The 19,330-nt window shown below is 59.0% G+C and carries 16 protein-coding genes; 6 read left to right on the top strand and 10 right to left on the bottom strand.

Annotated elements, in window-relative coordinates; all coding sequences use genetic code 11:
- Positions 1 to 4: 4 nt before the first annotated feature.
- From potE to K6N12_RS13695, 5 genes are all read right to left on the bottom strand, one after another.
- Complete coding sequence (gene potE, locus K6N12_RS13715) at positions 5 to 1,363, bottom strand: putrescine-ornithine antiporter (protein ID WP_097628430.1); 1,359 nt, start codon at positions 1,361 to 1,363, stop codon at positions 5 to 7.
- Positions 1,360 to 3,747 carry an ornithine decarboxylase gene (gene speC / locus K6N12_RS13710; protein ID WP_097628429.1) on the bottom strand — a complete coding sequence of 796 codons (2,388 nt, stop codon included), beginning with the start codon at positions 3,745 to 3,747 and terminating at the stop codon, positions 1,360 to 1,362. The genes potE and speC overlap by 4 nt, the downstream gene beginning before the upstream one ends.
- Entirely contained in the window at positions 3,744 to 6,005 is a 2,262-nt protein-coding gene (locus K6N12_RS13705) for an Orn/Lys/Arg family decarboxylase (protein ID WP_097628428.1), read from the bottom strand. The genes speC and K6N12_RS13705 overlap by 4 nt, the downstream gene beginning before the upstream one ends.
- Positions 6,006 to 6,162: 157 nt before the next feature.
- The gene (locus K6N12_RS13700; RefSeq protein WP_097628484.1) at positions 6,163 to 7,089 is read right to left on the bottom strand and encodes a cation diffusion facilitator family transporter; all 927 of its coding nucleotides are present in this window, start codon (positions 7,087 to 7,089) and stop codon (positions 6,163 to 6,165) included.
- 195 nt (positions 7,090 to 7,284) lie between these two features.
- Positions 7,285 to 7,644, bottom strand: a complete 360-nt coding sequence (locus K6N12_RS13695; protein WP_239619949.1) for a hypothetical protein — start codon at positions 7,642 to 7,644, stop codon at positions 7,285 to 7,287.
- A 261-nt stretch (positions 7,645 to 7,905) separates the two neighbouring features.
- On the opposite strand from K6N12_RS13695, the gene K6N12_RS13690 reads away from it, so the two are divergent.
- Positions 7,906 to 9,261 (top strand): amino acid permease, encoded by a 1,356-nt coding sequence (locus K6N12_RS13690; protein WP_097628427.1) that lies wholly within the window; start codon positions 7,906 to 7,908, stop codon positions 9,259 to 9,261.
- Positions 9,262 to 9,275: 14 nt separating this feature from the next.
- Here K6N12_RS13690 and arcC read toward each other — a convergent pair whose 3' ends face one another.
- From arcC to K6N12_RS13670, 4 genes are all read right to left on the bottom strand, one after another.
- Positions 9,276 to 10,211 (bottom strand): carbamate kinase, encoded by a 936-nt coding sequence (gene arcC, locus K6N12_RS13685; protein WP_097628426.1) that lies wholly within the window; start codon positions 10,209 to 10,211, stop codon positions 9,276 to 9,278.
- A gap of 2 nt (positions 10,212 to 10,213) precedes the next feature.
- On the bottom strand, positions 10,214 to 11,218 hold the full coding sequence (locus K6N12_RS13680; RefSeq protein WP_097628425.1) for an ornithine carbamoyltransferase: 1,005 nt from the start codon (positions 11,216 to 11,218) through the stop codon (positions 10,214 to 10,216).
- 38 nt (positions 11,219 to 11,256) lie between these two features.
- Complete coding sequence (arcA, locus tag K6N12_RS13675; protein WP_097628424.1) at positions 11,257 to 12,486, bottom strand: arginine deiminase; 1,230 nt, start codon at positions 12,484 to 12,486, stop codon at positions 11,257 to 11,259.
- A gap of 147 nt (positions 12,487 to 12,633) precedes the next feature.
- Positions 12,634 to 12,840, bottom strand: a complete 207-nt coding sequence (locus K6N12_RS13670; protein ID WP_097628423.1) for a hypothetical protein — start codon at positions 12,838 to 12,840, stop codon at positions 12,634 to 12,636.
- A 333-nt stretch (positions 12,841 to 13,173) separates the two neighbouring features.
- Here K6N12_RS13670 and K6N12_RS13665 point away from each other — a divergent pair, with 333 nt between their 5' ends.
- The 3 genes from K6N12_RS13665 to K6N12_RS13655 all read left to right on the top strand — a co-directional run bounded on the left by K6N12_RS13665 (position 13,174) and on the right by K6N12_RS13655 (position 16,929).
- Positions 13,174 to 14,424, top strand: coding sequence for a sensor histidine kinase (locus tag K6N12_RS13665; RefSeq protein ID WP_222148829.1), 1,251 nt, complete (start codon positions 13,174 to 13,176; stop codon positions 14,422 to 14,424).
- A complete protein-coding gene (locus K6N12_RS13660) occupies positions 14,390 to 15,058 on the top strand; it encodes a response regulator transcription factor (protein WP_097628421.1) in 669 nt (222 codons plus the stop codon). Before K6N12_RS13665 ends, K6N12_RS13660 begins: the two co-directional genes overlap by 35 nt.
- A gap of 92 nt (positions 15,059 to 15,150) precedes the next feature.
- Entirely contained in the window at positions 15,151 to 16,929 is a 1,779-nt protein-coding gene (locus K6N12_RS13655; RefSeq protein WP_222148828.1) for a hypothetical protein, read from the top strand.
- A 167-nt stretch (positions 16,930 to 17,096) separates the two neighbouring features.
- Here the strand turns inward: K6N12_RS13655 and K6N12_RS13650 are convergent, their stop codons facing one another.
- The gene (locus tag K6N12_RS13650; protein ID WP_097628419.1) at positions 17,097 to 18,080 is read right to left on the bottom strand and encodes a hypothetical protein; all 984 of its coding nucleotides are present in this window, start codon (positions 18,078 to 18,080) and stop codon (positions 17,097 to 17,099) included.
- A gap of 157 nt (positions 18,081 to 18,237) precedes the next feature.
- Between K6N12_RS13650 and K6N12_RS13645 the strand changes: the two genes are divergently transcribed.
- Positions 18,238 to 18,882 carry a helix-turn-helix domain-containing protein gene (locus tag K6N12_RS13645; RefSeq protein WP_097628418.1) on the top strand — a complete coding sequence of 215 codons (645 nt, stop codon included), beginning with the start codon at positions 18,238 to 18,240 and terminating at the stop codon, positions 18,880 to 18,882.
- Between the two features lie 64 nt (positions 18,883 to 18,946).
- Positions 18,947 to 19,306 (top strand): hypothetical protein, encoded by a 360-nt coding sequence (locus tag K6N12_RS13640; RefSeq protein WP_097628417.1) that lies wholly within the window; start codon positions 18,947 to 18,949, stop codon positions 19,304 to 19,306.
- Positions 19,307 to 19,330 lie beyond the last annotated feature (24 nt).

The raw sequence follows: 19,330 nt of genomic DNA, 5'->3' as shown, positions 1-19,330 counted from the left end.
CCCGCTACTCGGCCGGCACACGGTTCACGCCGACGGCGAAGCGCGGTGCGATCAGGCCGTAGATGATGAAGCTGATGCCGGTCACGAGCATTCCGCCCAACACGGCATCCTTGCCGGAAGCATAAATTGCAAAGACGCTGTAAAGCATGCCGATCATGCAGATGACGGCATTAAGCCGGTATTTCGCAGGCGGCACACGCGCCGCCTTCATGATGACGAACAGCGCCGAGAGTGCGATGATGTAAGGCAGGACGTTGGTTACCACCGCGAGATTGACCAGAGCGGAAAACTGCTCGCTGAGTGTCGGAGAAATTGTCATGAGAGCAAGACATGTTTGCACGACACCGAGAATGATCATCCCCTTTACCGGCGCACCCATCTCGTTAACGTGGGAGAATATGACAGGGAACATTCGGCCCTCCGCGGCGGTGCGCGCAGTCTGCGCGATCGTGAACTGCCAGCCCAGGAGCGAACCAAGGCAGGCAAGCACTGCAAGCGCCATGATGATCGAACCGATCGTCGGATTGAACATAGTGGCGTAGGCCAGCGCGAAGGGTCCGGTCGAAGCTGCAAGTTCTGCGTTCGGTACGATGCCCTGAATGACCGTCGTCGACAGGATATAGATGACCGCAGCGCCAAGTGTGCCGAACATGCAGGCAAGCGGCACGTCGCGCTTCGGGTTCTCAACGGCATCCGAATTCTGCGCCGCCGACTCCATCCCGAGAAAGGCCCAGAGCGTCAGGGAAATACTCGATCCCATTCCTTGGCCGAGCGTCAGCCCCTTCGGATTCCAGGCGGCGGCGAAAGTGCTTGAACTGAACCACAGCCACCCGATGATCGAGAGCAAACCCACTGGAATGATAACACCCCAAACCGTGATCGAGCCGATACGCCCGGTGATTCGGGGCCCGCCGAAATTTGCCGCAGTCGTCAGCCAGAGAAGAACGATGAGCGCCAGACATGTCATGATCGGCGTCGAGGTCAAAACGGGAAAGAAGCCCGCGAGGTAGCCCACCGCAGAGATGCCGATCGCGACATTGCCGATGGCGAGCGACAGAAAATACAGAAAGAACACCAGGAAAAAGCCGTCCTTGCCATAGGCATCCTCCGCATAGGCCGACATGCCCCCCGGCCGCTGGTTGAAGATCCCTGCCTGAGCGAACCCGTAGGCAATCGCCATCGAGCCGATGGCGGTCACAAGCCAGGAGAGAAGCGAGATCGCACCCACTTGCGCCATGTTGGCAGGCAGCATGATGATGCCTGAACCCATCATATTGACCGCGACGATGAAGGTGAGTTGCACCAGGTTCATCTTTTTCTTGGCCGTGGCCTCGCCCGCAAGATGCATTGTGTTGTCGGTCATGATGAGATCCTCCCGTCCCCTTGCTCGCGCACGACGTACGTATAGAACTTGATCCGCCCATCGATCCGTTCCTGGAACACACCCTGGACTTCGTAGTTGAAGCCCGGGAAGCGATTGAAAGATTCTTCGAAAGCCAGGAAATAATCGCGCATCGGCCGCGCCCTTTCATCCCACCGCTCTCCCGGCACGATCACTCCGATGCCGGGGGGATAGATCAATGCCAGCGTCGCCGAGATCCGGCCAGCGGCTTCAACGAGCGGCACGTAGTCGACATTGTTGGCCACCAGCGCTTCATAGGCCTGTTTCGGCGCAATTGCCGGTTCCGGAAAACTTTCTGAACGGAAACACAGGCGCTGCAGGTCCTTGACGCCGGCATCGCGATAGAACGAATGCATCTCCCTGCAGACCTGCCGAACCGTGTAGCCCGCATAACGCTCGCGATTGGCCGCAAACACCGTCGGCAGAACCTCCTGCAGAGGCGCGTCGCGATCCCAGAGGTTCTTGAACTTCACCAGCTTGGCCACCAGCGTATTCAGCTTGCTCTCATCCTCTGCCGGCGTAAGCAGGAAAAGCAGGCTGTTGAGATCGCACTTCTCCGGCACGACCCGCTGCTCGCGCAGATAGTTGGCGACCACGGTCGCCGGAATTCCGAACTCGCGATATTCGCCGGTCTCCCGGTCGATGCCCGGCGTCAGCAGCGTGAGCTTGTTGGGATCGACCATGGTGTAGCCGGGCGCATAGCCGGCGTAGCCATGCCATTTTGCCTCCGGGCCGAACCTCCAGCACTGCTGCTCGCGCTTGAGCACATCGGTGGGGATATCTTCCCAGCGTGTCTCAGCGAGGTCACTCGAATGCTTTGAACCGGACACCGAGATCTTGTCCGGCACGAAGGGATCAAAGAACCACTGCTCTTCGGGATTTGCACCCTTTGTTTCGTAATGCTTCACGAAGCCGCGCAGCTTCTTGCGAACCTCGATCCCGAGTTCGATACAACGATCCCAGAGCATTTCGCCCGCCTTGCCTTCATGGACCTTGGCATTGACGTCAAGCGAGGCGAAGAGCGGATAGAATGGAGAGGTCGACACATGCATCAGCAGCGATTCATTAAAGCGCTTGTGTTCGACGAACCGGCGCTGGCCGCTGATATGTTCGTCGCGCTTATGAATCTGCGACGCCTGTGAAAAGCCGGCACCCTGCTTGTGCACCGACTGGGTTGAAAACAATCCCGGCATGTCGGCCCCAAGGTCCTTGAGACGCATCGGGCTGTGGCCCTCGAAGAGCGGGTGGAAGGCATTATAGCCGATCCAGGCCTCGTCCCAGAGCACGTAGTCGCAGAGATGGCCGATCTTCTCCATGACTTGGCTGACATTATAAATCGTTCCGTCATAGGTTGCGAGCTGGATGCAGGCGAGGCGGAAGGGCCGGTCTGCCTTCGCACGGTTCTTGTCGGAAACGAGCGGATGTTCCTCGATCTTTCGCCGCAGCCAGCTTTCCTCCCATGCCGCCCAGTCCACCGCGCCGATCATGCCGAAAGAATTGCGGGCCGTTGGCAGATAGATCGGAATGGCGCCGGCTTGAACAAGAGCGCCCTGATGCAGGGATTTATGGTTGTTGCGATCGAAGAGCACGAGATCGCCGCTGCGCAGCACCGCATTGGCGACCACCTTGTTGGAGGTACTTGTTCCGTTGAGAATGAAATAGGTGCGGTCCGCACCGAAGATGCGAGCTGCCTGTTTCTGGGCTTCGACGGCTGGACCTTCATGGATCAGGAGGTCACCGAGATCGACATCCGCGTTGCAAAGGTCGTTACGGAAAATGCTCTCGCCGAAATATTTGAAGAATAGCTGTCCGGCCGGCGACTTCCGATAGAACTGGCCGCCCTGATGCCCGGGGCAGTCGAAGGCGATATTCGCCTCGCCGTCATACGCCATCATGCCGCCGAAGAACGGCGGCAGCAGCGACTTGCCGTAATTGACCGCGCTGGAGACGATCTGCTTGGCGTAGAAGGTCGGCGTCTGCTGGCCGAGGTAAACGAAGCCGTCGACCTCGCCGGCCATTTCGACGACGTCCATATCCTTGATGGTCAACGTATCGGCCATTGCCCAGATCGGTGTACGGAAGCCGATATCCCTCACCGCGCGAAGGAAGCTGCGAGCCGCCGACAGCTGGCCGCCTTCCACCGAGCCGATATAGGCGCCAACATCGGCATCCTCTGAGACATCGGCTGAATAATCGCCACGCAGTTCCACCTCGAAGCCCTGGTCGACGATCTGTGAGACCAGTTCCTGAGCCTGAGAATTGCCGCGATCGATGATCGCCACGATCTTCAGCAACTTGTGGAAGGGTATGGCGACCGTCGGAGACTTCACATCACGCGGGATCATTCCTGCTCCTCCCCTGCAATGCAATCGACAAGGTAGCGGCGTCCGCCGTCACCGGACGCGAAGCGAAGGCCGTGAATATCCGTTTCGAAACCGGGGAATTTGCGGTCGAAGTCTCGGGCGTAAAGCAGGTAGTCCTGGATGGACTTCGTCGATTGCGTGATCCTCTCGCCAGGCATGATCAGCGGGATGCCCGGCGGATAGGGAACGATCATCACGGCGAGGATGCGGTTCATCAGATCGTCGATCTCGATGCTCTCGATCTTGCCCTTGACCAGCCGGTCATAGGCATCGGCGGGACGCAGCGCCATCTCGGGCAGCACCGTGTACATCTCGCGCTGGGCTTTCGGCACGTCGTCCTTGCGGTAGATCGCATGGATCTTTTCGCAGAGATCTCTCAATCCCACGCCGGCATAGGCTTCCGGATGGGCTGCGGCGAGCGCCGGCAGCGCCCGCGTCAGCGGCGCATTGGCGTCATAGAGGTCCTTGAAATTGATGAGCTCGGTGACGAGCGTGCTCCACTTGCCGCGGGTAATGCCCATTGAGAAGAGAACAAGGAAGGAATAGAGGCCGGTCTTCTCGATTTCGATGCGCCGGGAAGAGAGGAACTTCGTGATAACGGCCGCCGGTATCCCGTGCTCGTCCATCGCTCCGCTTGCAGAGAGGCCCGGCGATAGGATGGTGACCTTGATGGGATCGACCATGACATGATTTTCGGCAAGGCCGGCGAAACCATGCCAGGCATCGCCCGGCTTCAGCACCCAGTCGGCATGGGTGTCGCTCGGCGTCTGCTCGGCAACCGTCGGCTCCCAGACGTCGAACCACCAGCTGCCCTCGATTTGTTTTTTCACGCTGTTCATCGCCCGGCGGAAGCTGATCGCCTCATCTATCGTCTCCTGCACCAACGCTCGCCCGGCGGGTTGTTCCATCATCGCAGCCGCGACGTCGCAGGAGGCGATGATGCCGTATTGCGGCGAGGTCGAAGTGTGCATCATGAAGGCTTCGTTGAAGCGTGTGATGTCGAGCCGCTTGGTCTCGGCATGCTGGATGTGAATCATCGATGCCTGTGAAAGCGCGGCAAGCAGCTTGTGCGTCGAGTGCGTGGCAAAGGTGATGGCGTTTTGCGATCGGGTCGGCTGGTTCGACGAGATGCCGTGGAAGCCATCATAAAATTCGTGAAAGTTGGCGTAGGCATACCAGGCCTCGTCGAAATGCAGCACCTCGACCGCGTCGCCGAGCGACGCCTTGATCGCATCGACATTGTAGCAAAGCCCGTCGTAGGTCGAATTCGTGATGACCATCAGCCGGACCTTGCCACTGGTCTGCCCCGCAAAGGGGCTTGCGGCAATCTTGCGGGTGATCGCCTCTTGCGTGAACTGATCCTTCGAGATCGGACCGATGATGCCGAGCCCATTGCGAGAGGGGATGAGATAGATCGGGGTGGCGCCCGTCATGATCAGCGAGTGCAGGATGGACTTGTGGCAGTTGCGGTCACAAAGCACGAGATCGCCGCGTCCGACCATGCCGTGCCAAACGATCTTGTTGGCCGTCGACGTGCCGCCGACGACAAACAGCGTCTCGTCGGTGCCGAAGATGCGGGCCGCGTTGCGTTCGCCCTCGGCGATCGGTCCGACATGATCCAACAGCGAACCGACGCTGGCGACCGATACGGAGATATCGGACCGCAGCGTGTTTTCGCCGAAGAACGTATAGAAAAGCTGGCCGACCGGGCTCTTGCGGAAAGCGACACCGCCGCCGTGGCCGGGAGTGTGCCAGGAATAGGCGCCCTCAAGCGTGTAGTCCATGAGCGCCTTGAACATCGGCGGCGGTAGCCGGTCGAGATAGTTGCGGGCGGCCTGCGCAATGGCGCGCGCCATGAATTCCGCCGTATCCTCGAACAGCCGGAAGAAAGCGTTGGCGTGGCGCAGTACCGTGGCGGGAACGTCTTCGGCGGTGGTTTCGTCGCCGAACAGGAAAATTGGCAGGCGGTCGTTCCTCTGCCGCTTTGCGGCCAGGACCTCTCCCAGAACCTGCCAGCGCGTGGTCTTGTCTTCGCTTCCGTCGACGGACACCAGCCAGCAGGATTCGGTGTTGAAGATATGCACGAGGCGCCGCGCATCCTCGTAGGAAACGCCGGAAACGATCCGGAAGCCCTCCTTCTCGATCGCAGCCGCGAGATCGCGCATGCCGCGGCCGGCAGCGCTTTTGCTATCAAAATCCTCGTCGATAACCGCTATCGGAAATGACATCTGGAATTCCATGCGTTCCTCCAGAAACCGAGGGTCAGAAGCCGCGATCGCTCTACAGCGACGCGCATCTCAGGTGACGGGATCGTACAGGACGGAAAATGCTCCGTCGTTGATTGCAATCAACGCGAGGCAAAAGCATTTCGATTTTTGTGTGAAGGCCGACGCGGAATTAGTCGGCCCATTCCGAATCGGCCGTAAAGGCGATCGTCAGCCAGCGATTGGCGCTCTCATCTCCGATTGCATCGCCTATCTCATCCCTGAGTGCGTCCCATTCCTCCACGGTCTTCGGACGTAGTCCTTCGGGCACGATGAAATAGAGCTCGATCTGCGTCGCCCTGCCTATCCGGGCGACATAGGCGCGATGAGAGAGAAAACCGAGGCGACGAACGGTTTCCGTGGCGACGTGATCGACATGCTCCTGGAGATCGACGGGCGCTATCAGCAGGATTTCGGTCATTGCCTTCCAGACGGTACCGATCGGAAGTGGGATCATGACCAGGCAGACCAGCGCCAGAACGGCGGGGTCCACATAGCTGGCAACCCACGCGATCGGCGTCGGCTGCACGGCCATGCCCATCAGAAATGCAATTAGCAGGGCAAGCGCGATGCCGCCGGACATGATCCAGGCCGTGATGTCGAGCGAGATGAAATCGGATTTGACCCGGGCATTCAGCTTGATGCCGAGGAAAGCCATGACGGCGCAGACTAACAGGGTGGCCGCTGAATAAGCGATCGCCATGCCGAATTGCAATTCATGGCCGCCGTTCAGGATGCTGATGATCGCGCTGATGAGCGCATAGACGGCGACTGTCATCAGCAGGCAGCCGTTGAGCATCAGCACGATCGGCTCCAGGTGCCAGAAGCCCATGGTAAAACGGTTTCGGATTCTGCCCGATTGGGCGTCGCTCTGCGTTGATTGTATGATCAGAGAGGAAACCCAGAGCGCCAACCCGGTCATCGCCGCATCGGCCAGCGCATAAACGCCGTCGAAGGCGATGGAGAACGATCCGGAAAGAATGCCGAAAACCACGCCCAGCGTAGCGACCACCACCGTCGCTGCGATTGAGATCCTGAGAAATCCCCGCTCGCCTAACATCATTGCCGTGCCTTCGACAGCCTTCATTGCAACTGTTTTATGCTGATCGTGAAGGTGAAACGAGATGTGAACAGGTGGGTCTGCCTTCATCTCTTGCCAGTCGCAGTCGCCCACGGCAGCCTGGCGACTGTCCTATCAGTGGAGGCGGCCTCGCGGCCTGCCTCAGCTTATAGATCTGGTCGGCTCAGATAGCGGTCATTTTGTATAGAATGTCATATTGCCGTTGCGTGCTCGCGAAACCCATTCGATATCGCTCGCGGTGAGCTTCTTTGTCTTGAGCTGGGCCGTAAGCCATTTGTTCGCGCGAATTGCATCTCGAATGGCTTTGACATGCTCTTCGCTTCCCTGCGTTGGGTGTGAGCCGGTCTCGGAAAAATCGGCCGTCCTATAGCTGACGATCGTGAATCTTCTGTCGTGATAGGTTCGCACCGCCTCAGGCAGATTCTCGCTCCAGTTCATTCTGCGATATTCGCGCCTAGTTTGCTGGGCCTCGACCGGCGCAATTCCGGCGGCGGCAGTCACTACGGCAAGTCCAATGATCATGGCCATCTTCATCGCACTAACTCCCGAGATCGAAATGTTGTTTGCTTGCCCAGGATAGCGCATGTACCCGCGCCAGGCATTGCGTACGATCAACGCTGTTCAAAGAACGGCATCCCCCTGCTCGCGCGGGCCTGACCGTGATGCTCGAAAGACCCCCACCGACTACGCATTGAACCGGATTGCGGCGTCCGTTCTTTGGGAGGAAGATTGCGTCTGGGAACGGGTGTCCAATTTGAATTAGGCTTCACAAAGGGCGTCTCTAGGGAGCGGAGCATGACAACGTCGCCAAACGGCAAGAGTCTTGGACTTGGTGCCTGCACCGCCATCGTGGTCGGAAATATGGTGGGGTCGGGCTTTTATCTTTCGCCGGCTGCGGTCGCGCCCTATGGCAATCTCGCGATCATTGTCTGGATTCTCATGGGTGCGGGGGCAATCTGCCTCGGCCTGACCTTCGCGCGGCTGGCAAGCCTGGTGCCCGCCGTCGGCGGACCCTATGCCTATACGAAGATCGCCTATGGCGATTTCGCCGGCTTTCTGATTGCCTGGGGATATTGGATTTCCATCTGGACGTCGCTTCCCGTGATCGCGATCGCCTTTACCGGCGTGATGATCGACCTCTTCCCGGCCCTCGGCAACCGCTTCACGGCGACCGTGCTGACGCTCGGCGTTATCTGGGCGATCGTGCTCGTCAATCTTCGCGGCGTCCATGCGGCAGGTCTGTTCGCGCAGGTGACGACCTATGCCAAGCTCATCCCCTTCGGAGCCGTCGCCATCATCGGCCTGCTCTTCATCGACACTTCGAATTTTTCCGATTTCAACCCGAGCGGCCAGCCTCTGTTGCAGTCGTTTGCGACGCTGGCGCCGCTGACCATGTTTGCCTATCTGGGGCTTGAATCGGCGACGGTACCGGCAGGCGATGTCGAGAACGCCGAACGAACCATTCCGCGGTCAACCGTAATCGGCATCTCGATCGCTGCGGCCCTTTACGTGCTTGGCACAGTCGTTGTGATGGGCCTCGTGCCGCGCGAGCAGCTTATCCATTCGGTCGCGCCCTTCTCTCAAGCCGCGGGCATCATGTGGGGGCGTCCCGGCGAATTGGTGATCTCGATCGCGGTCCTAGTCTCCTCGATCGGTGCGCTCAATGGTTGGACCTTGCTGATGGGGCAGGTGCCGATGGCAGCCGCCCGCGACGGACTGTTCCCACCGCTTTTTGCCCGACTCTCGAAGCGCGGCGTTCCGGCATGGGGCATGATCATCTCAGCCGCGTTCGCAACAATCCTGGTGCTCGTCCAGGCGCTTGGTTCAGATGGTTTTGCCGCAGTCTATCGATTGATGGTCGGGCTGAGCACGATGGCCGCCGTCGTACCCTACGCTTTTTGTGCGCTTGCTGGAACTCTGGTTGCTGGCGCGACGCGAGGGCGAATGCCAAAGGTAAGCACGATCGAACTTATCGCCTTTGTCTTTGCGATCTTCACCCTGTATGGATCCGGCGCCGAACCGGTACTTTATGGCCTCGTGCTCCTGATGCTCGGCATCCCCGTCTATGTCTGGCAGAGGCGCAATGCCAGTGTAGCGACAGACAAAGGGACGGCATCGGGTGCTGTCACGCACCCTGCCGTCTCTGGATAAACCGCATCGAAAGGTCAGTGCCAAGTTAGGCGGGCAAAGCCGTCATGAATAATTGTCCCGCGCTCAGCGCGCACCATCCCGGCAATATCGGCGAGCGAACCGATAGCGGCCGTCTTCCCGCTTGAACGCGCGAAATGGCAGGCCGCTTCCACCTTCGGGCCCATCGAGCCGGCAGGAAAGGAGAACTGGTTGAGGTCATCAGGACGAGCCAAATGGATCGCCTTCTGGGACGGCTTGCCCCAGTCGATGCAGACTGCGTCGGCGTCGGTTGCCATCACCAGCAGATCGGCATAAAGCTCGCGGGCCAGGAGTTCGGAGCAGAGGTCCTTGTCGATGACCGCCTCGACACCGGTCAGCTTTCGCTCGGCGCCCTTTTCGTACATCGTCGGAATGCCGCCGCCGCCTGCGCAGATCACGATCGTACTCTGCTCCAAAAGCCAGCGGACCGGACGAATCTCAAAGATGCGCTTCGGCGCCGGGGAGGCAACGACACGCCGCCACTTCTCGCCATCCTGTTTGAAGACCCAGCCCTTTTCGGTACGGATCCGGTCCGCCTCGACCTGTTCGTAGACCGGACCCACGAATTTGGTGGGATTCTCAAAACCGGGATCGGCGGCATCAACCTCCACCATGGTAAGAAGCGTTGCCAGAGGTTGTTCGAACGGCAGGAGATTGCCGAGCTCCTGCTCCAGCATGTAACCTATCATGCCTTCGGTCTCGGCGCCGAGAACATCGAGCGGATAGGCTTCCTCGGGCTTGTAGGCCGCCCCCTGAAGTGCAAGCAACCCGACCTGCGGTCCGTTGCCATGTGTTATGACGATCTGGTGCTCTGCCGCCAACGGCGCAATCGCCTGAGCGGCGATGCGGGCATTCCGCCTCTGGGCGTCGGCTGTCATCGGTTCCCCACGCCGAAGAAGCGCATTGCCACCCAACGCTATAACGATACGCATCCCTAGTCTCCCAATGTAGCGACAAGAAGGGCCTTGATCGTATGCAGGCGATTTTCCGCCTGCTCGAAGGCGACATTGGCCTCGGATTCGAAGACGTCGTCGGTGACCTCAAGGCCGTTGCTCATGCCGTAATCTTCCGCGATCTGCTTGCCCAATACGGTCTCGGTGTCGTGAAAGGCCGGCAGGCAATGCATGAATTTGGCTTGACGATTTCCGGTTGCCTTCATCAAGGCTTCGTTGACCTGATAAGGCGTGAGCAGCTTGATGCGTTCGCGCCAGACCTCCTTCGGTTCACCCATGGAGACCCAGACGTCGGTGTGAACGAAGTCGACGCCCCGCACTGCCTCGTTGGGATCATCCGTGACCAGCAGGCGCGCCCCGGACCTCTGCTGCAGCTCCTTGGCGATGATCATGTACTCATCGGAAGGCCAAAGCGACTTGGGCCCGCAAATGCGCACATCCATGCCGAGCAAGCACCCAATGATAAGAAGCGAGTGGCCCATGTTCGAACGTGTGTCGCCCACATAGGCATATTTGATGTCGGCGATCGGCTTGTCGCTGTGCTCGCGCATCGTCATCACGTCGGCGATCATCTGCGTCGGATGATATTCGTCAGTCAGGCCGTTATAGACCGGCACGCCGGCATAGCGCGCAAGCGTCTCGACGCCCTGCTGGGCAGAGCCGCGATATTCAATTGCGTCATACATGCGGCCAAGGACGCGCGCCGTGTCCTTGAAAGATTCTTTGTGGCCGATTTGCGAGCCGGACGGATCGAGATAGGTCACGTTGGCGCCTTGATCCGAGCACGCGACCTCGAAGGCGCATCTTGTGCGCGTCGAGGTCTTCTCGAAGATCAGGCAGATCTCCTTGCCCTTGAGGTGCTGTTGTTCGGTGCGCGCATATTTGGCACGCTTGAGATCTCGGGCGAGATCTAGGAGGTACCGGAATTCGCGCGGCGTATAGTCCTGCACGGTCAGAAGCGAGCGATTGCGCAGATTAAAGCTCATTGTCTTGCTCCGTCGGTCTGGTTCGTGGGTGTGAAACGTCAGTAAGCGGGGTCGCGCCAGATGGGACACGTCATACAGTGCCCACCACCACGGCCGCGGCCGAGTTCGGAGCCGCGAATGGTGATGACCTCGATTCCCGCCTTGCGCAGAAGCGTATTCGTGTAAGTGTTGCGGTCGTAGGCGACGACGACACCAGGCTCGAGCGCGACGACGTTGTTGCCGTCGTCCCATTGTTCGCGCTCGGCCTGGTAGGAATTGCCGCCGGTTTCGACGGTGCGCAATCGCGGCAGGTCGAGCGCCTCGGCGACGACATCGAGCATCGGCCGATTTTCAGGGTGAATCTCGAATGTGCCGTCGTCGTCCTTCGGGTGCATGCTGTAGCAGCGGACCTGATCGACGACCTCGGCAAACAGCGTGACGACATCGCGATCGCAAAAGCTGAAAACCGTGTCGAGGTGCATTGCCGCCCGGCTTTTTGGCATTAGGCAGCCGATCACCCTCTTTGCCGCCTTGCTGCGGAACAGGGCCTGCGCCACCTGGCCGACGGCTTGGTAGGTCGTACGCTCGCCCATGCCGATCAGCACGGTGCCGTTGCCGATCGGCATGACGTCGCCACCCTCCATCGAGGCATTGGCGAACGGCTGGTCCGAATCGCCCCACCAGATCTGGAAACCGCCGCCGAGGAAGATCGGATGAAACTTGTAGATCGCACGCTGGATCAGCGTTTCGGCGCGTCGTGCCGGCCAGAACATCGGGTTGCAGGTCACGCCGCCGTAGATCCAGCACGACGGATCGCGCTGAAACAGCGTATTCGGGATCGGCGGGATGACGAAATCCGTCTCCGGCAGGGCGCTGAGCATCAGCGACTTCGCCTTGACCTCGGGCAGATCGGAGATTGCGATGCCGCCGATCATGAATGCGGCGAGCTGCGCTGGCGGCATTTCGTCAAGCCATGGCCGCATCGCTTCGGCGATCTGCGAGCCGAGCACATTCGGGGTGATGCGGCGGTCCAATACGAAATCGCGCGCCTGCTTGTTGGTAAGCGTCTGGCCAAGCAGGTCGTGGAGCTCAAGAACTTCAACGCCCCGTTCCTGCATCTTCAGCACGAAATCAAAGTGATCTTTCTGAGCCTCATGCACCCACAGGACATCGTCGAAAAGCAGATCATGGCAGTTGGCAGGCGTCAGGCGCTGATGAGCCAGAGACGGTCCGCACACCATGACGGTTCTTAATTTCCCGACCTCCGAGTGAACCCCGAAACCACGCATCTGGTCCTCCTTCCGGTCTTCCGGACCGCGGCCGCGCCGCCCGTTCTTCGAAAATCAGATTATTTCGGCCCCCTCACTCGTGTCATTGATCGCAGACAATCCGTGGCACATTATGTTGCAGCCCCTTCACCGGCGGAGGCTCTGGGTTCATTGGAGACCCGAAACATCGCATCGATGGATTTGCCATAGGCGCCAGTGGGTAGGATGAATGTCGAGCGCTTCGCCGGTTACGGCGTTGATCCAGCCATCGGGGCGACGCTGGCAGGGAAAAACCAGGGCGTGGACGCCTTCGTCGTCGATGACGGCGAGCTCTACATCCTGTTCGAACGGAGCTTCGACGGGCAATCGCCACATCACCGAACCCTCCTAAGTGTCCGCCAGCAAATGATCCACTGCGTCAGCCGGATACGAGGCTGTGAATCCGGCCCACCAAGACTTCCCGCGTGCCACGGGCGCCACTCCTATGGATTTTTCACGATAGTGGAACAACGACGCGGAAGCATTGAGCCGGATCAATGGCGACGAAGGACGTCGGCTATGAAGTTGCGCGAGTGTTCGCGAGAGAAGAACAATAGAGACTACGCGATACTACACGGCTTACCCACCCAATGATGGTATCGTGAGCCCATTCTGGAGGATAAAAGACGGTCCACGGGGCCAAATTCTCAAGGGGCGGAGGAGACCATCATGCCGATCAAGATGGAGGCGCCGCGCGTCGTCGCCGAAGTCGGTTCCACCGTCGTAGTCGAGCCAGGAAAAGTCCCACCCGGCATATCGCAAGCGCAGCCACGCAAAACGATGGGTGCCTTGCGTGATAAAAACAGCGGGCTGCGAATGGACTGGATCCGGCAACTCCACGAACACATGCCGGACGCTGTGTTTTTTATCGGTGATTCTCATGCAATTTCAGCCTGCAACGAGGCTGCGGTCGCGATGTTCGGTTATGAAGAGCGCGAGATGATCGGCCAGAAGATCGGTTTTGTCTGGCGCTCGACACCGAATGTAAGACTGAATGGACGCTGGGCAGACCACGGGGCGGTACGCTCCGGTCTGGTGACCACCAAGAGCGGAATTCAATTTCCGGCCGCCCTTACAATTATTCGCAAGCATGACGAAACAGGCGCCTTCACGGCGGCGATTTTCGAGGACTTTCGAACCGAGCGCGAAACCCTGGAGCAAGTTCAGGAGCTGCAGCATCAGATTGCCCGTCTTGCACGAATGACTGAATTGGGAGAGATGGCATCCACTCTCGTCCATGAACTTTCCCAGCCGCTATCGTCTATCGCAGCTTATTCCGAGGGGTGCGGGCGCCTTGTCATGAGCAAACGTCGCCAGAGCGATAAAGAGCTTCGCCAAGCGCTGTCGGAAATTACGGAGCACGCGCTCTGGGCAGGAAGTATCGTCCAGAACGTCAGGGAATTCGCGGAACGTGGTGCGTCCGAGACGAAACTGGAGGCGATGCACGAGCTGATCCATAGGGCGACAAGGCTGGCGCTCATTGGGTCGCGGCGTAAGGATCTTCATACCGACCTTCGGCTCGAAGCGGTTCAGGACACAGTTCTTGGAAGCCGCGTTCAGATCGTGCAGGTGCTCACGAACCTGGTTCGCAACGCCCTGGAGGCGACGGAGTGTGTCAAGCAACCCTCGATCGTGATCAGGACAATAATAGACAATTCCTCGCATCTCGTTGTTGAGGTGTCCGACAATGGCTGCGGGATTGCGGCCGAGATGGAAGAGTCGTTGTTTCGACCCTTCGTGACCGGCAAACCGCATGGCCTTGGGATGGGCTTGGCATTGTCCAAGCGCATTATCGAAGCGCATGGAGGCCGCATAAGCGCGCGTCGAAGAACGGAGAGCGGTTCAATCTTCTCCTTCTCGCTTCCGCTGGTGGAGACCGAAACCGATGGCGAACGACCTTACGATTCATCTCGTCGATGACGAGGAAGCGTTGCGACGATCTTTGACGTTTCTGCTGGTGTCGGCAGGTTTTGCCGTGCGGGCGCATAGCTGCGCAAAACAATTTCTGGATCTTCTCCCTTTTTCGGGCAGAGGCTGCCTTGTGACGGATCTGCGCATGCCCGATGTCGACGGCATCGACCTGCTCCAGCACCTGCGCCGGTTCAACATGGAGGTTCCGGCGATCGTCATTACCGGCCAGGGCGACGTCGCCGCAGCCGTTCGGGCGATGAAGGCGGGGGCGGCGGATTTCCTAGAAAAACCTGTCGGGGAGGGGGCACTAATCGCAGCGATCAATCTGGCAATCGGGCAAAGGAGGCCGGGTCGCGCGGTTGCCGATTGCGAAAGTGTCGCAGCACGCGTTCGTCAGCTCACGGACCGCGAACATCAGGTTCTGACCGGCGTGCTGGATGGCTTGCAGAACAAAATGATCGCCTATCATCTCGGCATCAGCTCGCGCACGGTTGAGGTCCACCGCGCCAACGTGATGGCCAAGATGGGGGCTCGCAATCTTGCAGAACTCATGCGCATGACCATCGCCATAGATGCAGTTGAGCAGCCAACCGACACCGCCCGGATCCCGGCGATCAACGCGTGGCCAGCCTGCGCCCGATAATTTCGAAAACGATGCTTGCAAGTGGAAGCTCCTGCGATATGATGATTTAGAAAGTGCTTAAATAATTGCGTGATCTAATCGTAGGGGCGATCATGAGAAACGCAACAAATATCGATGTATTCAGCAGTCTTGGACCGACGGCTGAGGAAATCTGCCGACAAGTCGAGCGAATTCTTGCAAGTGAAGAATTTCACGCGCCGAAGCGTGCGCGCAATTTTTTGGAGTTTGTCGTCAGTGAGACGCTCGCTGGTCGATCGGGCTTCCTGAAGGCCTTTACTATCGCAAATGTGGTTTTCGGTCGGGAAGCGTCATTCGACCCGCAGAATGATCCGGTCGTGCGGATCGAGGCAGGCCGAATACGAAAGGCCCTGGAACGATATTATCTTGTCGCCGGCCAGACGGACGACGTCATTGTCACTGTGCCGAAAGGCGGCTATGTGCCGCATTTCGAATATCTCCGCGATGCGCCGCCGCCGCCGCAGAACGAGCCGGAAAATGCTCGAATCGCATACCTTGCGCAGCAAGCTCATCCGCTTCCGGAGGTGCTCGCACCGACGCTACCGGCGGGTCGCGGCCGCGGGATCGGTCTGCCGGCCATCTTCGTTCTTCTTCTCCTCGCGCTGGTGTCTGCACTTTTTATTGTCGGAGGTGTCCCAGTGCGCACGCCGCCGCCAGCAGCCCCCGTGCCGACCGTTGCCGTCGAGGTTTTCGCCGAAAGCAGCTCCGTTGATTCCAGGGCGGATATCGCCCGCGGCCTGCGGGACGATATTATCGGCCAGCTTGCTCAGCTCGATGAGGTCATCGTCGTCTCCCATCCGTCAACGGGCGATCGTGCCGCTGCCGCCGACTACGCGCTTCAAGGCAACATCCAGATGGACGGCAGCAGGTTGCGTTCGGTCGCCAGGCTGGTGCGCCAAACAGACGGGGTCGTCATCTGGGCCGATAATTTCGATGCCGATTTTCGCGCGCAAAACAAGCTTGGAATTCAAGCAAATGTCGCCCGGCAAATCGCCGGTGCGATAGCGCAGCCTCATGGCGCGATCTTTCAGGCCGAACCGGCGATAATCGCCCGGTCGGCGCTAAAAGCAGACCAGGATGCTGAAGCCTGTACCCCAGCCTATGATAGCTATCTGCAGACGATGACTGCGCAAAACCATAGTGTTGTGCGCGAGTGCCTGCGACAAGCAACTCAGCGTAACCCTGATAATGCTACGTCCTGGGCGCTCTTGTCCCTCGTCTATCTTGACGAAGTGCGATTTCGCTACAGGCTCGGCACCCCACCTTCGGCCGAACCTCTCGAATTGGCAAATGCTTCGGCACAACGGGCGGCATCGCTCGCGCCGGACAATACCCGCGTGCTCCGCGCCGTTATGCTGGTGAATTTCTTCCGGGGAGATATCGACAAAGCACTGGCAGCTGGAACGGCGGCCTATGCTGCAAATCCTGACGATGTAGAAGTTGCAGGCGAGTACGGCTTGCGTTTGGCGATGTCCGGAAAATGGCAATCAGGCTGCGAGTTGGTATCGATCGCGATCGACAAAAATGCCGGCCCGAGAGGCTATTATGCGGGTGGCATGGCGATGTGCGCCTTTATGCGGGGCGATTTCGAAGCGGCAGAACAATGGTCGCGAATATCCGATCTCGACTGCAATCCCATACGCCACCTTGCCCTGCTGTCCATTCTCGGGGCTGCCGGCAAGATGGCCGAGGCCAAGCTGGAACAGGATTGGATCCTTGCCAACGCGCCGGCATTGATGACGAATATCCGTCAGGAGATTTCCCTACGCTTGCAGCGCCCGGAGGATCAGGAAAGGGTTTTTGCCGGACTGCGCGCCGCAGGCATCCCCGTTGAGCTGCCGTCGGGAGGATAATGCATTTCGCCCGGAAGTGTGCAGTAGTTCCGGGATAACGACATGGATCAAAACGAAGAGCCAAAGCATGTCGCATGAATCAAGTTTGATGCGACGCGTTTTGGTGCCAGCAACCATGCCGATTGGACGGTCGCCGGCGATCGGAAACACGTTCGCTGGCAATGCGGCTACGGAAGCGGCGCTGCGCCGCTCAGTTTGCGGCTACTTGAAATTTCTACAATGACTTGAGCGGCAAGTTCATCCTCGACATCGAGAATGGTTTGATCGCGCAGCTCGCGTTCATATTGATTTGCCCAGATGACCGCGCCGTCGGCGCCGTCGACCAGGCGGACATGCAGATGCAGGATCGCGCCTTCGACAAGGGTGCTGCCCTGAAGAGTGAACAACATGCCGGTCGTCTCCATGCCGGATCGACCAGGAGCAAGCACGACAAGACTGTCCACCTTCATGAGCTTGGCGATCAGCTGATCGACCAGTCCCTTGGCAAAATCCGCCCCGCGCGCGCTGCCGCCGAGGGCCACGAGGGGTTCGACGACGATCCTGGTCTTGCTCTTCGATGTCGAGGCGGCAGGTGTCGGCGGTGTCTTGGGTGGTGAGAGGTAGGATTCGAGCGGGCGGATGAGGGCGAGTACCGCGATTGCGCCGAAGAGGGCGGGAATACCGATCGGCAAGAGAAGATCGCGATAGCTGATTGGTCGCTCATGCCTGGGCTGACCATGTTCATGACCCGGTTGACGGTGCTCGTTCGTACGATTTGGTGCATCGGCGGCCCCCAGGTTCGAGGTGTCTTCATTGCTCGAAAAATGCGGAGCATAACCCCCTTTGGGAATGGTGATTTGTATCGGGTCGTTGCGTCCGCAGACGAGATAATATCGTTCGAGGGCGCGACGGATTCGCCCGGCTTCGATACGGACAACCGGATCGTTCTGGGCATCGAAGGAGGCATCGCGGCCGAATACCGCCTGTGCGATCGCAAAGGCCTTGAGCTGTTCGCCGTGCTCTTCAAGCGTCTCTTCGACGATATATTGCAGGAAGCGGCGCCCGCGTTCAGGTGCAAGAAATTCCGGGCTTGCGAGTATACGATCGAGCTGCGCGCGAATGCTTTCCGAGTCTTGACGCGCCTTGCTGCCCCCTCCTTCTTCCGGTGCCATATAGACCTCCCGCGATACCGCCGTATCACTCTCAAGGGGCGATAGCTTTATACACTCTTCTGCGTCCGCGTGCTTCCGTAGCAATACGTAAGGGGTATCTCGAATACCGAGGCGCGCGAAGACTGCTTATGCTGGACGCGGATGGGGGACGACGCACATGTTTCAGGATTACGCGATCGGAAAATACACAACGGTGCCCGGCCACCGCAATGGATCCGTTTCCGCGACAGCCAAAGATCAGTCGATCAAACTCAGCGCCGATGAAACGATCTATAGCGAAGGGGAATACGCCCTCGCGATCTATCAGGTCGAAACGGGTGCCGTGCGAATTTACCGCCTGACAGCGAATGGCCACCGGCACATCTTATCCTTCTGCGGCAAGGGTGAATGGTTCGGGCTCGAAAACGGCAAGGTCCGAACCGATTTTGCGGAGGCCATCTGCGAAACGCGGGTGCGGCCGTTTCCCACCAATCAGGTCGCGGTCGTCCCCATCGATCTTTTGCACATTGCCCTGACCAATCTGGCAAAGGCGCAATGCAAACAACTCATCATCAGCGAACAAAGCGCCTTGAAGCGCCTGGCGGCTTTCGTTCAGGAGATGGCTGACAGCCATCCGGAGGATTCGGAATTCGATATGATGATGTCTCGTAGCGATATCGCCGACTATCTCGGGCTGACGGTCGAGACGGTTGCCCGCTCTTTCACGAAGCTTCGGGAAAAACGCATCATTCGTCTTGCCGGCAAGTCGCAGCGGATCGTTCGGCTTCTCGACCGGGATGCGCTCGTCGCCTTGACGACTTAGCCGGTCGGCGTCGTTTGCGCGCCTCAGAACGCGGCGCCCCAGGTCACAACAGAGGGTTTGAAACATGACACATGCGCCCCGCCGCAAGTTAATCGGAATCACCAAAAGAGGACTTGCCGGCCTCGTCGTCGCCCCGGTTTTGGCGGCGGTTTTTCAACTGCCCACCATCCATGCCGAGGACGATCCTTTCTCTCAATTTCCGTTGGTTATCCATTGCAAGTACAACGAAACCTATCATGCCTTTTACATATCGCGGGTCTCGCGTGACGGCGTGGCGACCTATGTCGCATCCGACCGGATCGCCGGCACGATCACGCTCGGCGGACAGGCAAAAGCGATCGGCGGTGCCGGCGGTGGGAGCTGTGTCGGCAAAACGCTGGTGGAGCTTCGTGCATCGCATCAGGCCTATGATTTGAAGCCTTAGCGCTTCATCCGCCTTGCCGGCGAG

The organism is Rhizobium redzepovicii (assembly GCF_019793435.1).
Classification (GTDB): Bacteria; Pseudomonadota; Alphaproteobacteria; order Rhizobiales; family Rhizobiaceae; genus Rhizobium; species Rhizobium redzepovicii.
Note: the sequence above shows the minus strand (reverse complement) of the source record. Positions and strands in the feature narration are given on the sequence as shown.